Below are 21,853 nucleotides of genomic sequence, written 5' to 3'. Positions count from 1 at the left end.
GCCTCAGAGCTTGATCTCGATGTCGACACCGGCCGGGAGGTCGAGTCGCATCAGGGAGTCAACGGTCTTGGGCGTCGGGTCGAGGATGTCGATCAGGCGCTTGTGCGTGCGCATCTCGAAGTGCTCGCGCGAGTCCTTGTACTTGTGCGGCGACTTGATGACGCAGTACACGTTCTTCTCAGTGGGCAGCGGCACCGGGCCCGCGACCGACGCACCAGTGCGAGTCACCGTCTCGACGATCTTCTTCGCCGAAGAGTCGATGACCTCGTGGTCGTAGGCCTTGAGCCGGATGCGGATCTTCTGTCCCGCCATGGCTACTTCGTAGTCCTGTCTCTCGTAACGCTCTGACAACCCGGTCGGCTGTGCCTCAGGACACCGCTCCCCACCGACCCACGCGGTCGGGCGTGTCGCAGCCCCTCTACGAAGATCTCCCGAAGGATTTCCCAACCAAGGGGGTGCGGACCCGAAGACCGCGCGCCGGAGGAGAACACCTACCGGGTGCCTGGTCGGCACCCCGCTGACACTTCCCGGAAGATTCCCGTACTTCCACCCCTGATCAGGGGTGACGAGTACTGTGGGACTCGCTTCCGGTCCTCCCGGCGGGAGGCGCGCAGCATCGGCACTCAACCGAGCAACCCGCACAGTCTGCCATACGGGCCGCCGGGGGCGCCAATCGGGCCGAAGAGAGTACCCCGGCCGGATTGGCTGTCAAACCACGGCGCGCGGAGCGCGATCTCGCCGCCGCACACGCGGCCCGCGTGATCCGGACACACCACCTTCACCTCCGCTTGAGCGACATCGCACGCATTTGCGGATCGAGGGGATGTGCTCCGTGCAGGCGTCGCACGGCTGTGCGACGCTGCCGCGGTGAACGATCACGGGGGCAGTTCGGGCGGGACGCGTCGGTCCCGCCTGGCCGATTACATAGACATGACAGCCTCACCGGCCGTGGATGCCGCACCACAGCGGGCGCCGGTACGGGCGGCCGGTGCCGCGCCGGAATCTCCGCCAGCAGGGTGGTCTCCGCCCGGCCCGTCACTCAGTCCTCCCGGTGCATGGTCTCCGGCCCCTCCGGCATCCGCCGGCGCCCCCGGGGCGTACCGGCCCGGTGTTCCGGGAGCGCCGCCGCTGGACCCGGAGGCGGAGACGCGCCGGCGTGAGTTCGCGGCGGTGCTGGAGGCCTTTCGGGAGACGGCGGTGCTCGTACCGCGCCACTCCGGCGCCCTGCTGACCACCGACTTCGGCGGCGTGCGGTGGATCCTCGCGTTCTCCGACGAGTCGGCGCTGGCCCGGTACGCGATCGCCCGGGGCGAGGGCGACGCCGACTGGGAGTACCAGACGGTCCTCGGTGCCCGGCTGCTGGATGCGGCGGTACCGAGCGCCGGGGTGCCGTGCGGGGTGGCCCTGGACGCGGCCGACGGCGAGGAGCACGCGGTGCTGTTCCCGCCGGTGGCCGGGGTGGTACCGGACGCGGCGGCGGTGGACAGGGGCTTCACCGGAGTCGGGGAGACGGGGGCGGAGGCATGAGCGGGGACGGCGCGGTGAGCGGGGGCGGCGCGGATCTTGCGGCCGCTGGTCTCGGTGAGATCGCCGGCGGGCTGACGCAGGCGCTGGGTGAGCTGAAGGAACTGAGCTCCGACAGCCTCGCCGGCGCCGGTCGCGGCTTCGGCAACATCGCCCTGTCCGGACTGGAACTCGGGCACGAGAGCCTGACCGCGACGTTCTCGTCGTTCTGCGAGCGCTGGGAGTGGGGTGTTCGCTCACTCGTCAACGAGGGCAACTCGCTCGCCGTGAGGACGGGTCTCGCGGCAGGTACCTACCACGAGACCGAGCAGTACATGGAGGGCACGTTCAAGATCCTCGGCAACGCGGCCGTCGGCAATCCGTACGCGTCCGAGGACGAGGTCACCAAGCAGGGGTGGCGCGACATCGCGAAATCCGGAGTGCTGGGTGGGCCCGACTACAGCCGGGAGTCCTGGGAACAGGCGAAGGACAACATGGCGCAGGGCTGGAAGGACGCGGGGCGCGACGTGATGACGTCCAAGACCGTCGGGCTGCCCGGCCTCAACCCGGAACTCATGCACGAGTCCGTCGGAGTGTCCGACGCCCAGTACGAGCAGTGGCTGGACGACAAGTTCGGTCCCTCTCCCGAGGAACGGGCCGCTGCCGCCCAACAGCAACAGCAACAACCGCAGCAACAGCAACAGCCGCAGCAGGTCGCACCGCCCAGGGGTTTGGGTGGTGGTGAGGGCTGATGGGCGGGGTGCTGGACGACATAGGCGACGGCTTCAAGGACCTCGGCAACAGCATCGAGGACGGTGTCAACGACGGTCTCGGCGCCCTTGAGGAAGGCTTCGACGAAGGCAAGAAACAGCTCGGTCACGGCGTCGACTGGCTCTCCGACAAAGCCGGGGAACAACTCGACGCCCACGGCATGCACGGCGCCGCCGAGGTGGTCAGGGACGCCGGCGACGGCCTCGCGTCCAAGCTCGGCGCGACACCCGGCGAGCTGCAACTCGGCCAGACCGAGGAAGCGAACGAACTCATCCACGGCAACCCCGGCCGGATCCGCTCGAGCACCGCACACCTGAAGGACTTCCAAGCGGCCTTCGAACGCGTCGGCCAGGGAATGCGGAAGGTGGACTCCTCACGCTGGCTGGGTGAGGGCGGCAACGCCTTCCGTGAGAAGTTCGGCGTCCACCCGACCAAATGGCTCCACGCCGCCGACGCGTGCGAAAAGGCCGCCACCGCCCTCGATGCGTACGCCGAGACCGTCCGATGGGCACAGAGCGAGGCCTTCGAAGCCATCCGGATGCACCGAGAAGGCAAGCGCGCATCGGAGGAGGTCAAGGCGGCCCTGGCCACCGCCAAGGACAAGGAGAGCCCCGAAGCCAAAGCCGCACAGGCCCAGTGCAAGGCCTACCTCGAAGCGGCCGAGTCCAGACTCGCCGACGCCCGAAGACAGCGGAACGACGCCGCACGCGACGCCGAGACCCTGGTCAAACAGGCCCTCGCCCACGCCCCCGCCGAACCACCACCCCTCGACCGCCTCGGCAACACCCTCGCCGACAGCGCCCAGGCATACGCGACGGACTACACCCACTTCGTCGGCGGCATCCTCAAGGGAACAGCGGGACTGGTCAACTTCGTCCGCGGCCTCAACCCCATGGACCCCTACAACCTGACCCACCCCGCCCAATACACGCAGAACGTCTCCATGACGCTCTCCGGCCTGGTCTCCACGGTCTCCCACCCCGACCGAACCGTCACAGCCGTCATCGACGGCTTCAAGAAGGACCCGTTTGAGTTCCTCGGCCGCCTCGTCCCCGAGCTGATAGGCACCAAAGGCACCGGACTCGGACGCACTGGCCTACGACTCGCCGTCAAAGAAGGCGTCGAGACGGGGGCGACCAACCTTGCGACGAGCGCCGCGACGCGGGCTCCGAAGTTCGACGGCGGATTCGGCAGCACCCCTCATTCCCCGTATCCCCCGTATCCGTCGCATCCCCCTCTGACGGGGGTGGCCGACGCGCACCCGCCTCTGACGGGTGTGGCAGACGGCGCGGGCTCCCACCTGCCCCCGGGCTGGACCATCGACCATGCCCCCACTCCCTCCGCGCCCACGGGGCTGGTCGACGACATGGCGTCCGGCGGCAAGGACTGGGACGGGCCGGCGCAGAGCACGGACAACGCGCCGGGGACAGCCGCTCATACGGACCCGGTGGAACCGAAGTCGACTCCGGACTTCGTGGACGATCAGAATCCGGGGCTCAAGGACGTCAACGACGGGTCCGGGGGGAACGCCGGCAGCGGCTTCACGTACGAGCCACATGCTTCGGCGGACGACTTCAAGGCCTTCGATGTCGCGCAGAAGCATGAGGTCGCCTCCGCCGAGATCACCGATGGGGCCGTCAAATTCCCCGACAACAACGCAGCCATCGCATACGGCAGAGATTACTGGAATGAGTATGCAGAGAACATGCCCGAGTCGATCCAAAGGGCATGCCGAGAATACTCGAACGAGAGCGGGGGGGCGAATCCCGCGTACGCTACCTACAACGAGATGAACGGCTACCTCCGCGGGAATCCCGACCTGGGCACCCCGCAGGTCCTCCATAACATCGAGGAGGTCGACAAGGCGCTGGCCGGACGCAGACTGCCCGAGGACGTCATGGTGGTGCGCGGCTCGGGTACCGGCCACCTCAACTTCGAGAACCCCCGAGACCTGGTCGGACAGAGGATCACCGACGAGGGCTATATGTCGACCTCGCTCGGCGTGAATCCAGCGGGCGGATTCTCGAGCATGGACTCCGTACTGCATCTGCGCGTTCCCGAGGGCACTCCGGCCCTATGGCTGGAGAAAGTCAGCAGCTTCGGCGCGGGCGAGCGTGAGCTACTACTCGGGCGTGGAATGACTTACCAGGTGACACGGGCTTTTAGGGATGAACACGGAAAACTGCAGATCTACGGCGAGATCCTGCCCGCAAACTAGAAAGGAAAGCTCGAGTGAACTCCGAATGGGAAGCCGAGCCGAAATTCGTTAAAATCAGGACCAATCTGCGTTTCGAGCAGGATCTGCAGTTCAAGATCCTGCCCGGTGGCCCGGAACGCTACAACCGCCGCAGCAGCGGCCCCGTGCAGTACGTCTCCGTGGCTGACGCCCAGGAGACGGTGATCGGTTACGTATGGGCCAGCGACGACGCCGACGCGGCGAACTGGATTGCGTGCAAGGACGGCGGCTACGCCGCTGACAACGAAGGCAGCGGGTGGGTGGGGCTCCTCTTCGACGGCAAGGAACGGGGCATCGCTCCGTCCGCACTACTGGCGGAGATGATCAGGGATTCGCCCTTCACCACCAGCCATGTCGTGCCCGGCTCTCTCGCCGAGGCGCCCAACTCCGAGTCGCTCCGTGCGCTGGCCGGATGGCCGCCCGAGGGCACGGTGAAGGACGCGGCACGAGGCGTGCTGTTCGGGCTCGCCCTCGGGGACGCCATGGGCTACCCCACGGAGTTCCTGACCATGGAACAGATCAGGGAGAAGTTCGGCCCGTGGTCGAAGATGCAAATGCCGCTGTCGCCGGGTGACGTGGTCCGGGTGACCGACGACACCCAGATGGCGCTCGCCGTCGGAGAGGCCCTGGCAGAGGTCATCGCGCAGTCCGCAGAACCGCAGGAGACACCGGAGGCACCGCCGGGGACACGCGTACGGGCACCGCGCCACGTACAGCGCGCGACGCCCTCCCTGACCCCCGCCGCGGTCGAGGCGGCACTGCGCAAGCACTTCGTGACCTGGCTCCACGACCCCGACAACAACCGGGCACCCGGCCAGACGTGTCTCAACGCATGCGCCGCACTCGAACGCGGCATCCCCTGGCAGGACGCCACCGTCATCCACTCCAAGGGCTGCGGCGCGAACATGCGGGTGGCCCCGGTCGCCCTCGTACCCGGCCTGACGCCGGAACAGCGCTCCGGAATCGCCCAGCTACAAGCGGCCCTGACGCACGGCCACCCGACCGCACTCGCCGCCAGCGACCTGACGGCCCACGCCATCTGGCTCCTCGCACACGGCTGCGCACTCGACGACCTCATCCCCCAGCTGCGCGCCTACGCTCTGGAGTCACGGGGGACCTACCGCGCGGACTGGCTCGGCAACCTGGCGGAGAAGGCCGGGGCACCCGACCCGGCGACGTTCATCGCCTTCGGATGGGATGAGTGCATCCGCGCTCTCGACAAGGTGACCGAAGCGCTGCGCAACCCGGACATGGACCGGGACCCCTGTGAGGCGGTCGGAGCCGGCTGGATCGCCGAAGAAGCCCTCGCCACCGCCCTGTACTGCCTCCTGGTGGTCAAGGGCACCGCCCGCGCGGCGATCATGAGGGGAGCACACTCCTCAGGGGACTCCGACTCCATCGCGGCCCTCGCGGGTGCCTTCGCCGGGGCGATGCACGGCCCTCGGTACTGGCTGCCCGAATGGGTCGAGGTCCTGGAATACCGGGACAGGCTCAGCGCCCTCGCCCGAGTCTGGGACTCAGTGCCGGCATGACGGCCACCGCGGATCGGGGCGAGGGGCCAGGCTGGAAAGGCGATGAAATCCAGCAGCTGCCGTAGGAAAGGCACAGTCGACCACGGCTGAGACAGCACTCCGGCTCTCTGGGAAACCCCGTTCAAGGATTGAGGTAGGCACCGCAAGTGAACACTGAAGTGGGCAACATCCCCTTCGTGCCGAGGAGACGCAGCCCGCACTCCGAGGACTACGGAGGCGTGGTCACGGAGGGACCTCCGCAGTACGCCTCCAGGACCCGCCGGCCCGTCCAGTACGTCACTGTGGCTGACACCAGCGGCACGGAGATCGGCTACCTGTGGATCAACGACCGGGACTCGGCCGCGGGTTGGGTTGTCCGAAAGGCCGTCCTCAACGGCCACGTGGCATGGATCGACGGGCTGCGTGATGCCAAGGCACGTGGACTCACTCCGCTGGAAGCGCTGGGCGAGATGATCCGGGACTCGCCCGCGGCCAGGAGCCATGTGGTGCCCGGCTCCCTTGCCGAGGCTCCGAACTCCGACGCGATCCGCGACCTTGCCGGGCACCCGCCCAAGGAGCGCCCGTGGCACGCGGCGACCGGGGTGCTGCTCGGACTCGCCTTCGGCGACGCCATGGGCTACCCCACCGAGTTCCTGAACATGCAGCAGATCACGGCCACGTTCGGCCCCTGGCATGCGATGGAGATGCCGCTTTCCCCGGACGGCGTGGTACGGGTGACCGACGACACCCAGATGGCACTGGCGGTCGGAGAAGCCCTGGCGGAGATCACCGCGAGCCCGCGCGAGACCGGGGCCGCGTGGGGAGCGGCACAGGCCGTCGCTCCCGCTCGGGTCGAGGCGGTCCTGCGCAGGCATTTCGTGACCTGGCTGCACTCCCCCGACAACAACCGTGCCCCCGGCCAGACCTGCCTGGACGCATGCGCCGCGCTGGAAAACGGCCTCCCCTGGCAGGACGCCACCGTCATCAGCTCCAAGGGCTGCGGCGCGAACATGCGGGTGGCCCCGGTCGCCCTCGTGCCCGGGCTGACGCCAGAACAGCGTTCCGGAATCGCCCAGCTGCAGGCAGCACTCACCCACGGCCACCCGACCGCACTCGCCGCCAGCGACCTGACGGCCCACGCCATCTGGCTCCTCGCCCACGGCTGCGCACTCGACGAACTGCTCCCTCAGCTGCGCCTGCACGCACTCCAGTCACGACGCAAGTACCACGGCGACTGGCTCGGAAGTCTGGCACACAAGGCAGGGGCACCGGACCCCGCCACGTTCATCGCCTTCGGATGGGACGAATGCCTGGGGGCCCTCGACAGGGTGACCGACGCCCTGCGCAATCCGGACCCCGACCGGGACCCCTGCGAGGCCGTCGGAGCCGGCTGGATCGCGGAAGAAGCCCTCGCCACCGCCCTGTACTGCTTCCTCGTCGTCAAGGGCTATCGCCGTGCTCCCCTCCAGCGGGGAGCGCACACCTCCGGAGACTCCGACTCCATCGCAGCCCTCGCCGGAGCCTTCGCCGGAGCGGCGCACGGACCCAGGTACTGGCCGGACGAGTGGACCGAGATCCTCGAGTACCGCGACCGCATCCACGCCCTCGGCCGTCTCTGGGACTGAGCTTGATGGGGCAGGCCGTCGGGGGCCTGCCCGGACGCCTCTCGGCGCACTCACCTGTGCGGGCGGAATGGTCAGTCCGAAGCGTCGCCGTCCCGGATCGCCGCCGCCGCGCGGTGCAATTCGGTGAGGACCGTGCGGACTGCCCTGCGGGCGGTGCGTTCCGGGCGGTGCAGGACGTCGATGTGGCGGCGGGCGTGGATGCCGGTGAGGGGGCGGAGGACCACGCCGGGGTGCGGGCGTGTGGTCCAGCGGGGCATCAGGGCGAGTCCGCCGCCCGCGGCGACCGCTTCCGCGACCACGGTGAACTCGTTGATGCGGTGGACGATGTCGAGGCGGCGGTTCGCGGCGGTGGCGATCGCCTCGACCGTGGCCATGAGTGGGAATCCGTCGTGCACCGTGATCCAGGGCTGGTCCGCCACATCGGCGGGGCTCAGCCGTGGGAGCGCCGTCAGCGGATGGCCGGCCGGCAGGGCGACGTCGAGTGGTTCGCGCAGCAAGGTGGTGACCGCCACGGTGCCCGGCCAGTCCGGGGCCGGGGCGAGACGATGGGCCAGGACGAGGTCGTAGTCCCGGGTGAGCCGGGGGAACTGCTCCTGCTCCACATCCTCGTCGGCGAGCGCGAGCCGTGGGCCCCCGGGCCCCGCCAGCCCCCGGAGAAGCAGCGGGAAGAGCGTGGCGGCAGCGCTGTGGAAGGCCGCCACCGACACACTGCCGTCAGGTCGGTCCACGTAGGCGTCGACGATGTGCCGGGCCCTGGCCAGGGCGCTCTCCACCTCGATCGCGGCTCCGGCCAGTGCCTGCCCGGCGTCCGTGAGCACCAGCCGCCGGCCCTGGCGCTCGGTCAGCGGCACGGGCATCGAACGCTGCAAGAGCCGCAGCTGCTGCGAGATGGCCGACGGTGTCACCAGCAGCGCATCGGCGACCGCAGTGACGCTCCCGAGCTCTCCGAGCTCGCACAGGATCCGCAATTGACGTTCGTCCACCCGCACAGTGTAGGAAAACTGAATGATGGCTTGAGAAGTACGTACTGGGCTTCATGATCCCCCTGGGGCACCGTAAGGGCGTGCCTCCTGCCCGCCGTACCGACGCGGTACTCCTGCTGGTCGCCATCGTCTGGGGCTCCAGCTATCTCGCCGCCAAGACGGCGACGTCCGCCCATCCGGTCCTCATCGTCCTGTTCGCGCGGTACGCCATATCCGTACTCACCTGCCTCGCACTCGTCGCCGCCCGCCCCCGCCATCGTCCGCGCTCCGGCCACCGGCCCCGGCGCCTCACCCGGAACGAAGCGCGGGCGGGAACGCTCCTCGGGCTCACCCAGGCGGCGGTGCTGGTGCTGGAGACCTACGGGGTCGCCCACACCAGCGCGGCCAATGCGGGCCTGATCATCAGCCTGACCGTGGTGCTCACACCTCTGCTCGACCGCAGTGCACCAGGTGGACGGCTGCCGCCGCGCTTCTTCGCCGCTGCCGGGGTGTGCGTGCTGGCCGTGGGACTGCTCATGGGCACGACCGGCCTGCACGCCCCGCGGATCGGCGATCTGCTGATGCTCGCGGCGGCCGTCGTACGGGCGGCGCACGTCGCGCTGGTCGGACGGCTGAGCGCAGGCCGTGACCTGCGACCGCTCCAGCTGACCACCTGCCAGACCGCGATCGGTACGGCGCTCTTCCTGCCGTACGCGTGCACGTCCGGCGGGCTCGCCGATCTGGCCCACGCTCCGGCCGGCGACTGGCTGCAGTTGGTGCATCTCGCGCTGTTCTGCAGCGTGTTCGCCTTTCTCGCGCAGACCTGGGCGGTGCAGCGCACATCCGCCAGCCGGGCGAGCCTGCTCCTCGGCACCGAACCGGTCTGGGCCGTCACCATCGGCATGGTCGTCGGCGGCGAGCGGCTGGGCGTCCTCACGGCCACCGGCGCGGCGCTCATGGTCGCCGGGACCTACTGGGGGCAGAGCATCGAACGCACTCACCGCATCGACCCCAAGGAAGTCGCCCCATGCCCGAGCACGGCCACGCCTCCAGCCACGACACCTACGAGCGTCTGATCTCCCTGCTCGACACCACGGGCACCGCCTACCAGCTCATCGACCACCGCCCCGAGGGCGCCACCGAGGCCGTCAGCGCCCTGCGCGGACACCCGGTGGCCGAGGCGGCGAAGTGCATCATCCTCAGGGTCAAGCCCGACCGGCGCACCACCCGCCATGTCCTCGCCGTGGTCCCCGGGGACCGTCGCCTGGACCTCGACGCCGTGCGCGAGCTGTACGCGGCGCGGTACGCCGGCTTCAGCGACCCCGCCACCGCCGAGCGCCTCGCGCGTGCCGTCCCACGGGACCGTGCTGCCCTTCAGCTTCGACCCCGAGCTCGAGCTGCTGGCCGATCCGGACGTGGTCGCCCGGCCGCGGCTCTACTTCAACGCCGCACGGCTCGACCGGTCGCTGGCCGTCTCCGGCGCCGACTATGCCCGGCTGGCCCAGCCGCGGGTCGTGCCCATCGCCATGTCCTGAGGCACACCGTCAGCCCGTTATTCGGTCGATCACCCCGTCCCCGCGCTCCTACAGTGGCCGGGCACGTCATCGCCACGGGGGGCCGATCACCATGCGCACGCAGCAGCCGCGCACGCACTATCCGCGGACACCGCATCTGCCGTGGTCCCCCGGGGCCTCGTCGGACGACGTACGCGTCACGGACCTGCGCGGACTGCGCGGCCGGGAAGTCGTCGTCACCGAGAAGCTCGACGGCGAGAACACCACGCTGTACGCGGACGGCCTGCACGCGCGGTCGCTCGACTCCGCGCACCACCCCTCCCGCGCCTGGGCGAAGGCTCTCCAGGGCCGGATCGCCGAACGGATCCCGACCGGGTGGCGGGTGTGCGGCGAGAACATGTTCGCCCGGCACTCCCTCGCGTACAGCGGGCTTGAGAGCTGGTTCTACGGCTTCTCGGTCTGGGACGACAGCGACGACAGCCCCGGCGGCCGATGCCTGGACTGGGACCGGACCGTGGACTTCCTGCGGCAACGCGGCATCCCCGCTCCACCGGTGCTGTGGCGGGGCGTACTCGACCGGGACTCCGAGCGGGCCCTGCGGGCCCTCAAGCCCGACACGGGGCGCACGGAGGGATACGTCGTCCGCAGCGTCGAGGGCTTCACCCTGGAGGAGTTCGGGCAGCGGGTCGCCAAGTGGGTGCGGACCGGGCACGTGCAGACCGACCAGCACTGGATGCACACGGCGGTCGTCGAGAACGGCCTGGATCCCGCCGCCGCGCTGTGGGCGGTGCGTTCGGGGGCGGCCCCCGACGCCGAGGCACTGCTGACCGCGGTGGGGGTGGCCTCGGGGTCCCCCCGCGCGGCGGCGGAAGCCGCCGCGCGGCTCGACGCGCTCGGGCTGACGGGCGACGACCGACTCGCGGGCGTGCTCGCCGCGCTGATGCACCGCGGCCACCGCGGCTCACTCGCGGGGCGTCTCGCGGCACCGCTCGGGCTGCCGCTCGCGCGCCGTGTCGCCGACCTGGTGGGGCTGCACCCCAGGCTGCACCGCCCTTACCCGGACGAGGACCGCAAGAGCGGGCTCATCCGGCTGTCGTACGCCGTCGACCTCGGCGTGCTGCACGCGGTCGCCGACGCGGTCGCGCCGGACGCCGAAGCACACGAGCAGGTGGAGTGGTCCGCGCTGTACGCGGAGGAGGCCGTGCCCCCGGACCAGGAGTCGCTGCGGAAGGCCTTCGCCGATCTGGAGGCCCACGCGGCCGACCGCTGCTGGGCCGAGGCACGCGAGGCGTACGCCGAGGGCCGGATCCGCACCGCTGACGAGGCCGTCGCGGCCACCTGGCGCTGGCGGTCGGGCGACTTCCCCCGGCTGATCCAGATGGTGGGGCCGTCCGGCAGCGGCAAGAGCGACTTCGCCCGCGGTCTCGGCGGAGTCGACGCGTACGTGAGCCTCGACGAGCTGCGCGAGGCCCGCGGGGCCCGCGCGGACCAGCGCGCCAACGGTGAGGTGCTGCGCCGCGGGCTGCACGGGCTCGACACTGCACTGGCCTCGGGTGGCACCGTGGTGTGGGACGCCACGTCCCTCAACCCGCACCAGCGCTCCCTGGTGCGCGGGATCGCCCGCCGCCATGACGCGCTGCACATCCACGCGGTGCTGCTGGTGGACGAGGACGAGCTGGCCAGACGCAACACCGCCCGGCCCCATCCGGTGCCGGACAGTGCGCTCACCGCCCAACTGCGCCGGTTCGTCCCGCCGTACCCCGGCCAGGCGCACCACACCTGGTACATCGGTGAGGGCGGGACCGTGGAGGAGGAGGCGTAAGTGCGTACGAGCGAGGAGATCTTCCACCGGGTCCGCTGGGACGCGCGTTTCGATCCGGCCCGCTTTGTCATAGGGGTCCATCAGCGCGGCGCCGCGCCCAAGCGCGTGCCGCTCGGCGACTTCGTGCCGGGTGGCGAGATCCCCTGGCACCGGGTGCTGTTCTTCGAGGCGGACGGTGAGCTGGTCTGGGACCGGTCGACCGGCGTCGACCGGATCGACGCCACGGACGCGGGCCGGGTCCGGGACCCCAGGCGGCTGCGGGCGCCCTACTTCACCGCACGGACGCCGTATGCCTGGGACCCGTCACGGGGCTGGGTGCCGGAGGCGGCACCCCGAGGCACCCCGGCCGGCGCCGGGCTGCGCGTGGTCACCTGGAACACCCTGTGGGACCGCTACGACAGCGAGCGCATCGACACGGCCCGTCGCCGGCCCCTGCTGCTGGCCGCCCTGCGCGACGCGGACGCCGACGTCATCGCGCTCCAGGAAGTCGAACCTGAGCTGCTCACGATGCTGCTGGACGCGCGGTGGGTACGGGACGCGTACACGCTGGGCACCGGCCCCGACGGCAAGGAGGTCGACGACTGCGGACTGCTGCTGCTCAGCCGGGTGCCGGTGCGGGAGGCGGCCGTGCATGTCCTCGGTCCGCACAAGGCCGTCGCGGCCATCGTCGTGGAAACCGCCTCGGGGCCGATGGTCGCGGCCGTGACCCATCTGAGCAGCGATCACTCCGCCGACGGCGCCCAGCGCCGTGAGTCCGAGCTGGTCGAGCTGGCCGAAGGACTCGCGGGTGTGGTGGGCGATGTGGTGCTGCTCGGCGACTTCAACGACGGCGGGGGCCTGCCCGAAACGACCCTCGGCATGCGGGATGCCTGGACCGAGGTGCACGGCGCCGCCGACACCACACCCACCTTCGACCCCAGGGTCAACCCGCTGGCAGCGGTCTCCTCCCTGTCCGGCCGGGCGTCCCGGCTGGACAGGGTGCTGTTGCGCGCCGAGGGGCTGCGGGCGGACGGTGCCGCCCTGCTGGGCGCGGCCCCGGATGCCGACGGGCTCTACCCGTCCGACCACTTCGGCGTCGCGGCCGATCTCAGCCTCGACGGCCCGGGCTTCTCCGGCGACGAGGTCCCGCCGGGGGTGCTGGACGCGCGCCCGACCCCGCGTACGGCGGTGGCGTGGATCCCGCCGCAGGAGCTGTGGGGACCCGTCCAGGACATCCGCGCCGACCACGACCCGCAGGTACGGCGCTGGCCGCCGCATGTGAACCTGCTGTTCGGCTTCGTACCCGAGTCCGGCTTCGAGGCCGCCGCACCGCTGCTGTCGGCCGCGCTCGCGGGCGTCGAGCCCTTCGACGCCCGGCTGGAGGGCGTCCACGGCTTCGGTCACCGGGACGACGCGACCGTATGGCTCGATCCGGCGGCCGCCGGTGAGGAGCCGTGGCTGCGGCTCCGGCGAGCGCTGGAACAGCGCTTCCCCCGCTGCCGGGGCCACCGACGCGGCTTCACCCCGCACCTCAGCCTGGGCCGTACAAAGGATGCTCATGCGCTGATCGAGGAGTGCGCCGCCCGCCTGGGCGACGCTCCCCTGCACGCCCGGGTGGGCGAGCTGGTGCTGCTGTCCCGCAGGGCCGACGAGCCGATGACCGTGCGGGCGACGGTCGCACTGGGCACGGGCGAGCTGCGCTGGCTCCCGGAACCGGCGCCTGGTCGCGGCGCCGAGCCCGGGGCGGGTCGCCGTGCCGACACCCGGGCTCCCCACCCGGCCGAACCCAGCGGTCCCACCGAACCCACCGATCCCGTCGGCCACCGCGCCCGCACCACCGCCCAGCGGCTGACCGAGGCGCTCGGCGGCGTCGTGTACGTGGTCGGCTCACGGCGCATGGGCTGCGCCCTGCCCGGTGCCGACCTGGACCTGGTGGCGGCGCTGCCCGCTGAAGCCTCGCTCGCTGAGGTGCGGGCGCGGGTCCTGGCCGCATTGCCGGAAGCCACCGGCGTACGGGAGGTGACGGGCGCGAGGGTGCCGGGGCTGAGGCTACGTACCGGGGCACTCACCGTCGACCTGGTGGTCGTCGCCACGGGTACGCTCCCGCCCGCGCAGGCCGTGGCCCGGCGCGCCGAGTTGGGCGAGGCGGCCGCGATCGCGCTCAGCGCGGTCAGCGACGCGGACGCGGTGCTGGAGCTGGCGGGTGCGCATCGGGCCGCGTTCGCCCGGCTCGCGCGCGAGGTGAAGATGTGGGCGAGGGCTCGCGGGCTGGATGCGGCGCCGTTCGGCGGGCTGCCGGGGCTGGCCTGGTCGCTGCTCGCAGCCCGTACCGTCCATGAGGCCGGAACCCAAGCCGGTGGGCTGCCCGACCCCGCGACGCTGCTGCGGCACTTCTTCGCCACCTGGGCGGCCTGGGACTGGCCGGAGCCGGTCATGACCCCGAGCGCGCCGGTGCGCTCCTGCACCGACCAGGTCAGTGCGGGCGGCTGGGACCTGGTCGGGCAGGAGCTCTACCGCGCCTGGGAACTCCTGGACGACGCGGCGGAGTCGGGCGAGGACCCCTGGCCCGCGCTGCTCGAAGCCCCGCCGCTGCATCGCAGACATGCGGCCTGGGCCGTGCTGACCGTGCCCACCGGTCCGGACGAGGGCCGGGTCCGTGGCCGGGTCCGGGCGCTGCTCGGCGCGTTGGAGGCAGCGGGGGCGACCGGTGCGCACGCGTGGCCGCGGCCGCTCGGTCCGGGCGACACCGGTGCCGCGGAGACTCGTTATGCCATTGGGCTGGGCGCCACCCCACCGGACCGCGACCGCCTCGGTGCCATCGCCGACCGGTGGCTGCGCGGTCTGCCCGGCACCAGGCTCACCTGGGCAGGGCCCGGTGAGGTGCCGACCCTGCACTCCGGGACGTATGGGGCGCGGGAGTACGGAGCAACCCGGAACTGAGAAAATCCGTCTAGCCCAGCGCGGTGACAGGCCCGACCGGCCCGGTACTCCGCGCCAGGGGAGATCACAGTACGCAGACGGGGACCAGGCAACGCCCGCTGCGGGGGAAGCGGACGGAGCACGGCCAAGTGGACGACAGCGCTGCGCGAAGCATGCCCGCGGCAAGACCCGCCGGCATATCCGAGAGCACCGAGAGCAGCCCAGCGGGTCAACGCACCCGCCGTCCACGGTCCCCTGGACGCCCGCGCAGACGCTCCGTCATCACCGGCATCGCCGCCCTCACCGGCGCGACCGCGCTCTCCGCCTGCTCGGTACCCTCGCCGCGCCGCCCCACGCCGACCGCGGACCCCGCACCCGGTATGCCGATCGCCAGTACGCACCGCGCGCAGCTGATGCAGATCCTCGCGCACCCCGACGACGACCTCTACTTCATGAACCCGGACACCCAGCGGATGGTGGACTCCGGCGTGCCGCTGCTCTGCGTCTATGTCACCGCGGGCGACCACGACGGCAGGAACCACATCCCCGGGGCCCAGGACGTCCCCGCCGACCGCCCCGGCTACTCCTCCGCACGCCACCAGGGACTGCGGCAGGCCTACGCCACTCTCCTCGGCCTCGGCACGTTCACACCCTGGCAGCGCGGGGTCGCGACGCTCCGGGGCGACCATCGCGCCGAGATCAACACGCTCACCAACGGCCACCGCCGGGTCGAGCTGATCTTCCTCAATCTGCCCATGCACACCCCCCGGCGGTGGGAGGCCCTCAGCAGTCTCTGGCACGACCGGGCACTCGGCCTGCACACCGTGGTCGCCGCGGACTCCCCGCTGCGCAAGACCGTCTCGTACGACTACGACGAGCTGGTCGACGTGCTCGTGGGGCTCATGGACGAGTACCGCCCGACGGTGATCCACACCCTGGACCCCGACCCGGACATCCAGCACAGCGACGAGGCGACCCGCAAGAAGGACAGCGAGCAGCCCGGCTACTCGGATCACCCCGACCACACGGCCGTGGCGGGCTTCAGCTGGGCCGCGATGCTGCGCTGGGTCGCCGACGCGACCAAGGACGGCGGCGAGGTGCCGGGCTTCATCGCCACCGCATTCCGCGGCTACTACAACCGCCACTGGCCCAAGAACCTCCCGCCGCAGATACTCCGCGACAAGGCCGCACTGCTCGTCCCGTACGGCGGCGACCCGCAGTGGGACTGCGGCAATCCGTCGGGCTGCGGCGACTACAACGTGGGCGGCACGCGTCCGCTGACCAACAAGAAGGGCTGGGTCCGCTCGACCCACCACCGCTTCCCGGGCACCGGGCCGGTCGTCGTCACCGAGCGGGACGGGCGGCTCGCCGCATACGGAGTGCTCGGGCTGCGTACCGTGCGCTGGCGCGAAACCGCACCGGGCAGTGGGCAGTGGGGGGCTCCCCAGGACCTCGGCGGCGGACCGCTCGCCCCCGCGCTGGGCTCGGCGGCCCTCCCTGACGGCCGCCAGCTCCTGTTCGGGCTGCGCTTCGCCGCGCTCGGCGGCCACGGCGGCGACAACCGGCGCGAGGTGGTGCTGCTCGAACAGCGTGCCGCAGGCGGGGAGTTCCTGGCCTGGCAGGGTCTGGGCAATCCTGAGCGGGACGATGACCGGGGCCGCCGTATCGGTGTTCCCGTCGCGGTGGCAGCCCCCGACGGACGGGTGCATCTCTTCGTACGCAATGCCGACAAGGGCCTCAGCACGCGCGTCCGGAGCACGGACGGACGCTGGGACCGCTGGCGCGATCTCGGCGGCGCGGAGGTGCAGGACGGTATGTCCGCGGTCGTGGACGGCGCGGGCCGGATCCACGTCTTCGCCGCGGGCCGTGACACCGTGCACCACTGGACACAGGACGATCCCCGTAAGGAGATCAGCTTCAGGCCCAACGAGCCGGACAAGCCCGCCAGCCCGGGCGGGGTCCCCACCCCGGGCGGTGCGCTCACCGCGCTGCCGACCGACGACGGCGGGGTCGAGCTGTACTACCGCAAGCCGGCCTCCGCCGCCCTGCTCACGGCGCGGGCGGGCGGCTCCCCCGCGCGCACGCGCGCCGAACGGTTCGACGGGTACGGCTCGATCGGCGTGGCCGAATCCCCGAACGGGAGGGTGCTGCTCGGCCAGGACCTGCACGGCCGGGTCCAGCTCCTCAGCGCCGGACACCTGCTGACGCGCGCCCAGGGCACCCAGCCGCTCGGCTCCCCCACTCTCCATCTGGGCCGCTCGGGCGCCACGGCGGTCGGCATGGGCCCGGACGCCCGCCCGTGGATCTGGTACGCGGAGGCCGGCACGCCCGGCTGACCACCGCACAGTCCCCGGCCCGTACACGCAAAGAGGCCCCGCACCTTCCGGTGCGGGGCCTCTCGCTTGGTGCTCGTAAGGAGCAACCAGGTCAGACCATCAGGTCGTCAAGCCGAAGTTCGGAGAACTTACTTGACGATCTTGGTGACCTGGCCGGCGCCGACGGTCCGGCCACCCTCACGGATGGCGAACTTCAGGCCCTCCTCCATGGCGACCGGCTGGATCAGCGAGACCGACATGGTGGTGTTGTCGCCCGGCATGACCATCTCGGTGCCCTCGGGGAGGGTCACGACGCCGGTCACGTCCGTGGTACGGAAGTAGAACTGCGGGCGGTAGTTGTTGAAGAACGGCGTGTGACGGCCACCCTCGTCCTTGGACAGGATGTAGGCCTGCGCCTCGAACTCGGTGTGCGGGGTGACCGAGCCCGGCTTGATGATGACCTGGCCGCGCTCGACGTCCTCGCGCTTGATGCCGCGGAGCAGCAGACCGACGTTCTCACCGGCCTGGCCCTCGTCGAGCAGCTTGCGGAACATCTCGATGCCGGTGACCGTGGTGGTGGTCTTCTCGGTCTTGATGCCGATGATGTCCACGGTCTCGTTGACCTTGAGCATACCGCGCTCGATACGACCGGTGACGACGGTGCCACGACCGGTGATCGTGAAGACGTCCTCGATCGGCATCAGGAACGGCTTGTCGACGTCACGCTCAGGCTGCGGGATGGACTCGTCGACGGCCTTCATCAGGCCGAGGAGCTTCTCGCCCCACTCCTTGTCGCCCTCGAGCGCCTTCAGCGCCGAGACGCGCACGACCGGCAGGTCGTCGCCCGGGAACTCGTACTCGGAGAGCAGCTCACGGACCTCGAGCTCGACGAGCTCCAGGATCTCCTCGTCGTCCACCATGTCGGCCTTGTTCAGGGCGACGACGATGTACGGAACGCCGACCTGGCGGGCCAGGAGCACGTGCTCCTTGGTCTGCGGCATCGGGCCGTCGGTGGCGGCGACCACGAGGATGGCGCCGTCCATCTGGGCAGCACCGGTGATCATGTTCTTGATGTAGTCCGCGTGACCGGGGCAGTCGACGTGGGCGTAGTGACGCGACTCGGTCTGGTACTCGACGTGCGCGATGGAGATGGTGATACCGCGCTGGCGCTCCTCAGGAGCCTTGTCGATCTGGTCGAAGGCCGAGGCCTCGTTCAGGTCCGGGTACGCGTCGTGCAGCACCTTGGTAATGGCGGCCGTGAGGGTCGTCTTACCGTGGTCGATGTGACCGATGGTGCCGATGTTGACGTGCGGCTTAGTCCGCTCGAACTTCGCCTTCGCCACTGGGGTCCTCCTGAAGAGTGGTTCTGTACGCCTTACTCATCCGGCGCCAGGTGATCTTTGCTGGGATGCCGGGGCCCGGGACATTCCAACCGCATTACTTGCGTAGCGGCTGGAATGTCCCAGCAGGCTCCGGTGACAAGCCTAAAGCGTGTACTCGGGAGAGTTACTCGCCCTTGGCCTTCGCGATGATCTCCTCGGCGACGTTCCGGGGAACCTCGGCGTAGGAGTCGAACTGCATCGAGTAGCTTGCGCGACCCGAGGTCTTGCTGCGGAGGTCTCCGACGTAGCCGAACATCTCCGAGAGGGGCACGAGGCCCTTCACGACGCGCGCGCCGCTGCGCTCCTCCATGGCCTGGATCTGGCCACGGCGGGAGTTGATGTCGCCGATGACCTCACCCATGTAGTCCTCGGGCGTGGTGACCTCGACGGACATCATCGGCTCGAGAAGCACGGGCGAAGCCTTGCGCGCGGCCTCCTTGAAGGCCTGCGAACCGGCGATCTTGAACGCGAGCTCGGAGGAGTCGACCTCGTGGTAGCCACCGTCGAGAAGAATGACGCGGACGCCCGTCATCTCGTAGCCGGCCAGGATGCCGAACTGCATGGCCTCCTGCGCACCGGCGTCCACCGAAGGGATGTACTCCTTCGGGATACGGCCACCGGTGACCTTGTTCACGAACTCGTACGAGGCGTCGCCGCCCTCGATCGGCTCGATCGCGATCTGCACCTTGGCGAACTGACCGGTACCACCGGTCTGCTTCTTGTGGGTGTAGTCGTGACGCTCGACGGCCTTGCGGATCGTCTCGCGGTACGCGACCTGCGGCTTGCCGACGTTGGCCTCGACCTTGAACTCGCGGCGCATGCGGTCGACGAGGACATCGAGGTGAAGCTCGCCCATACCACCGATGATGGTCTGGCCGGTCTCCTCGTCCGAGTGGACCTGGAAGGAGGGGTCCTCCTCCGCGAGACGCTGGATGGCGACACCCAGCTTCTCCTGGTCACCCTTGGACTTGGGCTCGATGGCGACCTGAATGACCGGCGCCGGGAAGTCCATGGACTCCAGGATCACCGGGTTCTTCTCGTCGCACAGCGTCTCACCGGTGGTGGTCTGCTTCAGGCCCATGACGGCGACGATGTCGCCGGCGCCCACCGCGTCGATCTCCTCACGCTTGTTCGCGTGCATGCGGTAGATCTTGCCGATGCGCTCCTTCTTGCCCTTGACGGAGTTCAGCACCGCGGTGCCGGCCTCCAGGCGACCCGAGTAGACCCGGATGAAGGTGAGCTTGCCGAGGTGCGGGTCGCTCGCGATCTTGAAGGCGAGCGCCGACAGCGGCTCGCTCTCGGACGGCTTGCGCGAGACGACCTGCTCCGGGTCCTTGACGTCGTGGCCCTCGATGGCCTCGACGTCCAGGGGGGAGGGGAGGTAGCGCACAACGGCGTCGAGCAGGGGCTGAACGCCCTTGTTCTTGAACGCGGTGCCACAGAACACCGGGGTGACCGTGGTCTCGCCGCCCTTGCCGGAAGCGATGGTGATACGACGGATCGCGGCGTACAGCTGCTCCTCGGTGGGCTCCTGGCCCTCCAGGTACAGCTCCATGATCTCTTCGTCGTTCTCCGCGACCGTCTCGACCAGCTTGCCGCGCCACTCCTCAGCAGCCTCGGCGTGCGTGGCAGGGATGTCGACGACGTCGTACATCTCGCCCTTGGTGGCCTCGGCGGACCAGACAAGAGCCTTCATGCGAACGAGGTCGATGACGCCCTTGAAGTCGGCCTCGGCACCGATCGGAAGCTGCATGACGATCGGAGTGGCGCCGAGGCGGTTCACGATCATGTCGACACAGCGGTGGAACTCGGCACCGGTGCGGTCGAGCTTGTTGACGAAGCAGATACGCGGCACGCCGTAGCGGTCCGCCTGACGCCAGACAGTCTCGGACTGGGGCTCCACACCGGCGACACCGTCGAACACCGTGACGGCACCGTCGAGGACGCGGAGCGAACGCTCCACCTCGACGGTGAAGTCGACGTGACCCGGGGTGTCGATGATGTTGATGGTGTGATCGACGTCCTCGAGCGGCCAGTGACAGGTCGTCGCGGCGGACGTGATCGTGATGCCGCGCTCCTGCTCCTGCTCCATCCAGTCCATCGTGGCAGCGCCGTCGTGGACCTCACCGATCTTGTAGCTCACACCGGTGTAGAACAGGATGCGCTCGGTGGTCGTCGTCTTGCCCGCGTCGATGTGGGCCATGATCCCAATGTTGCGGACCTTGGCCAGGTCAAGCGAAGTGGTGGCCATAAGGCTCAATCTTCTCTCGGTCTCGATGTGGGTAGCGACTACCAGCGGTAGTGCGCGAAGGCCTTGTTGGACTCGGCCATCTTGTGCGTGTCCTCGCGCTTCTTGACCGAAGCGCCGAGGCCGTTCGAGGCGTCCAGCAGCTCGTTCATGAGGCGCTCGGTCATGGTCTTCTCGCGGCGGGCGCGGGAGTAACCCACGACCCAGCGGAGCGCGAGGGTGGCGGCACGACCGGGCTTGACCTCGATCGGCACCTGGTAGGTGGCGCCACCGACACGGCGGGACTTGACCTCGAGAGACGGCTTGACGTTCTCGAGGGCGCGCTTCAGCGTGATGACCGGGTCAGCGCCGGTCTTCTCGCGGAGGCCTTCCATGGCGCCGTAGACGATCCGCTCGGCGGTGGAACGCTTGCCGTCAAGCAGAAGCTTGTTGATCAGCGACGTGACAAGAGGAGAGCTGTAGACCGGGTCGATGATGACCGGGCGCTTCGGGGCGGGGCCCTTACGAGGCATTCTTACTTCTCCTTCTTGGCGCCGTAGCGGCTGCGGGCCTGCTTGCGATTCTTGACACCCTGGGTGTCGAGCGAACCGCGGATGATCTTGTAGCGAACACCCGGCAGGTCCTTCACACGGCCACCACGCACGAGCACGATCGAGTGCTCCTGCAGGTTGTGTCCCTCACCCGGAATGTAGGCCGTGACCTCGATGCCGGAGGTCAGACGCACACGCGCGACCTTACGCAGGGCCGAGTTCGGCTTCTTCGGGGTGGTCGTGAACACACGCGTGCAGACGCCGCGACGCTGGGGCGAACCCTCGAGCGCGGGCGTCTTGTTCTTCTCGACCTTGTCCTGCCGGCCCTTCCGGACCAGCTGCTGGATCGTAGGCACTACTTCTCCGGTTTCTGTGTGCCGTAGTGAAACTAACCTGGAACGTCGCCGACCCACGCGGTCGGGTGTGTCGAACCGAGCGGGCTTCCGCACAAGGCGAGAAGGGCACGATTACGGTGGCTGATAGTGGCTCGCTCTGCGGCTGAGGACACGCACACGAGCCCAGGCACACCCCAGGCA

15 protein-coding genes and 1 pseudogene are annotated in these 21,853 nt (G+C 69.9%); 10 read left to right on the top strand and 6 right to left on the bottom strand.

Annotated elements, in window-relative coordinates:
* Positions 1 to 3: 3 nt before the first annotated feature.
* Entirely contained in the window at positions 4 to 312 is a 309-nt protein-coding gene (gene rpsJ, locus ACFV6V_RS20805; protein WP_003948644.1) for a 30S ribosomal protein S10, read from the bottom strand.
* Positions 313 to 1,170: 858 nt separating this feature from the next.
* On the opposite strand from rpsJ, the gene ACFV6V_RS20800 reads away from it, so the two are divergent.
* The 5 genes from ACFV6V_RS20800 (at position 1,171) to ACFV6V_RS20780 (ending at position 7,646) form a co-directional block, all read left to right on the top strand.
* Complete coding sequence (locus tag ACFV6V_RS20800) at positions 1,171 to 1,527, top strand: SseB family protein (RefSeq protein ID WP_385567008.1); 357 nt, start codon at positions 1,171 to 1,173, stop codon at positions 1,525 to 1,527.
* Positions 1,524 to 2,255 (top strand): hypothetical protein, encoded by a 732-nt coding sequence (locus tag ACFV6V_RS20795; RefSeq protein WP_385567005.1) that lies wholly within the window; start codon positions 1,524 to 1,526, stop codon positions 2,253 to 2,255. The genes ACFV6V_RS20800 and ACFV6V_RS20795 overlap by 4 nt, the downstream gene beginning before the upstream one ends.
* Positions 2,255 to 4,492 carry a putative T7SS-secreted protein gene (locus ACFV6V_RS20790; protein WP_385567003.1) on the top strand — a complete coding sequence of 746 codons (2,238 nt, stop codon included), beginning with the start codon at positions 2,255 to 2,257 and terminating at the stop codon, positions 4,490 to 4,492. Before ACFV6V_RS20795 ends, ACFV6V_RS20790 begins: the two co-directional genes overlap by 1 nt.
* A 449-nt stretch (positions 4,493 to 4,941) precedes the next feature.
* Positions 4,942 to 6,042: an ADP-ribosylglycohydrolase family protein gene (locus tag ACFV6V_RS20785; protein WP_385567036.1), complete on the top strand. Its 1,101-nt coding sequence runs from the start codon at positions 4,942 to 4,944 to the stop codon at positions 6,040 to 6,042.
* Between the two features lie 524 nt (positions 6,043 to 6,566).
* A complete protein-coding gene (locus ACFV6V_RS20780) occupies positions 6,567 to 7,646 on the top strand; it encodes an ADP-ribosylglycohydrolase family protein (protein ID WP_385567033.1) in 1,080 nt (359 codons plus the stop codon).
* Positions 7,647 to 7,717: 71 nt separating this feature from the next.
* Here the strand turns inward: ACFV6V_RS20780 and ACFV6V_RS20775 are convergent, their stop codons facing one another.
* The gene (locus ACFV6V_RS20775) at positions 7,718 to 8,629 is read right to left on the bottom strand and encodes a LysR family transcriptional regulator (protein WP_385567000.1); all 912 of its coding nucleotides are present in this window, start codon (positions 8,627 to 8,629) and stop codon (positions 7,718 to 7,720) included.
* A gap of 80 nt (positions 8,630 to 8,709) precedes the next feature.
* Between ACFV6V_RS20775 and ACFV6V_RS20770 the strand changes: the two genes are divergently transcribed.
* From ACFV6V_RS20770 to ACFV6V_RS20750, 5 genes and pseudogenes are all read left to right on the top strand, one after another.
* Positions 8,710 to 9,684, top strand: a complete 975-nt coding sequence (locus tag ACFV6V_RS20770; protein ID WP_385566997.1) for a DMT family transporter — start codon at positions 8,710 to 8,712, stop codon at positions 9,682 to 9,684.
* Positions 9,636 to 10,143 (top strand): annotated as a pseudogene (locus tag ACFV6V_RS20765) (YbaK/EbsC family protein). Before ACFV6V_RS20770 ends, ACFV6V_RS20765 begins: the two are co-directional and overlap by 49 nt.
* Positions 10,144 to 10,234: 91 nt before the next feature.
* A complete protein-coding gene (locus tag ACFV6V_RS20760) occupies positions 10,235 to 11,944 on the top strand; it encodes an RNA ligase family protein (RefSeq protein WP_385566995.1) in 1,710 nt (569 codons plus the stop codon).
* Positions 11,945 to 14,863, top strand: coding sequence for a poly(A) polymerase (locus ACFV6V_RS20755; RefSeq protein WP_385566993.1), 2,919 nt, complete (start codon positions 11,945 to 11,947; stop codon positions 14,861 to 14,863). It abuts the gene before it with no gap.
* Between the two features lie 359 nt (positions 14,864 to 15,222).
* Positions 15,223 to 17,178, top strand: a complete 1,956-nt coding sequence (locus ACFV6V_RS20750) for a PIG-L family deacetylase (RefSeq protein WP_385566991.1) — start codon at positions 15,223 to 15,225, stop codon at positions 17,176 to 17,178.
* 128 nt (positions 17,179 to 17,306) lie between these two features.
* Here ACFV6V_RS20750 and tuf read toward each other — a convergent pair whose 3' ends face one another.
* The 4 genes from tuf to rpsL all read right to left on the bottom strand — a co-directional run bounded on the left by tuf (position 17,307) and on the right by rpsL (position 21,673).
* A complete protein-coding gene (gene tuf, locus ACFV6V_RS20745; protein WP_338677258.1) occupies positions 17,307 to 18,500 on the bottom strand; it encodes an elongation factor Tu in 1,194 nt (397 codons plus the stop codon).
* A gap of 163 nt (positions 18,501 to 18,663) precedes the next feature.
* Positions 18,664 to 20,790 carry an elongation factor G gene (fusA, locus tag ACFV6V_RS20740; protein WP_361283374.1) on the bottom strand — a complete coding sequence of 709 codons (2,127 nt, stop codon included), beginning with the start codon at positions 20,788 to 20,790 and terminating at the stop codon, positions 18,664 to 18,666.
* A 38-nt stretch (positions 20,791 to 20,828) separates the two neighbouring features.
* Positions 20,829 to 21,299: a 30S ribosomal protein S7 gene (gene rpsG, locus ACFV6V_RS20735; protein WP_351547885.1), complete on the bottom strand. Its 471-nt coding sequence runs from the start codon at positions 21,297 to 21,299 to the stop codon at positions 20,829 to 20,831.
* Positions 21,300 to 21,301: 2 nt separating this feature from the next.
* Positions 21,302 to 21,673 (bottom strand): 30S ribosomal protein S12, encoded by a 372-nt coding sequence (gene rpsL, locus ACFV6V_RS20730; protein ID WP_003948652.1) that lies wholly within the window; start codon positions 21,671 to 21,673, stop codon positions 21,302 to 21,304.
* Between the last annotated feature and the right edge of the window lie 180 nt (positions 21,674 to 21,853).

This window comes from Streptomyces sp. NPDC059828 (assembly GCF_042731955.1).
Taxonomy (GTDB): Bacteria; Actinomycetota; Actinomycetes; order Streptomycetales; family Streptomycetaceae; genus Streptomyces.
Note: the sequence above shows the minus strand (reverse complement) of the source record. Positions and strands in the feature narration are given on the sequence as shown.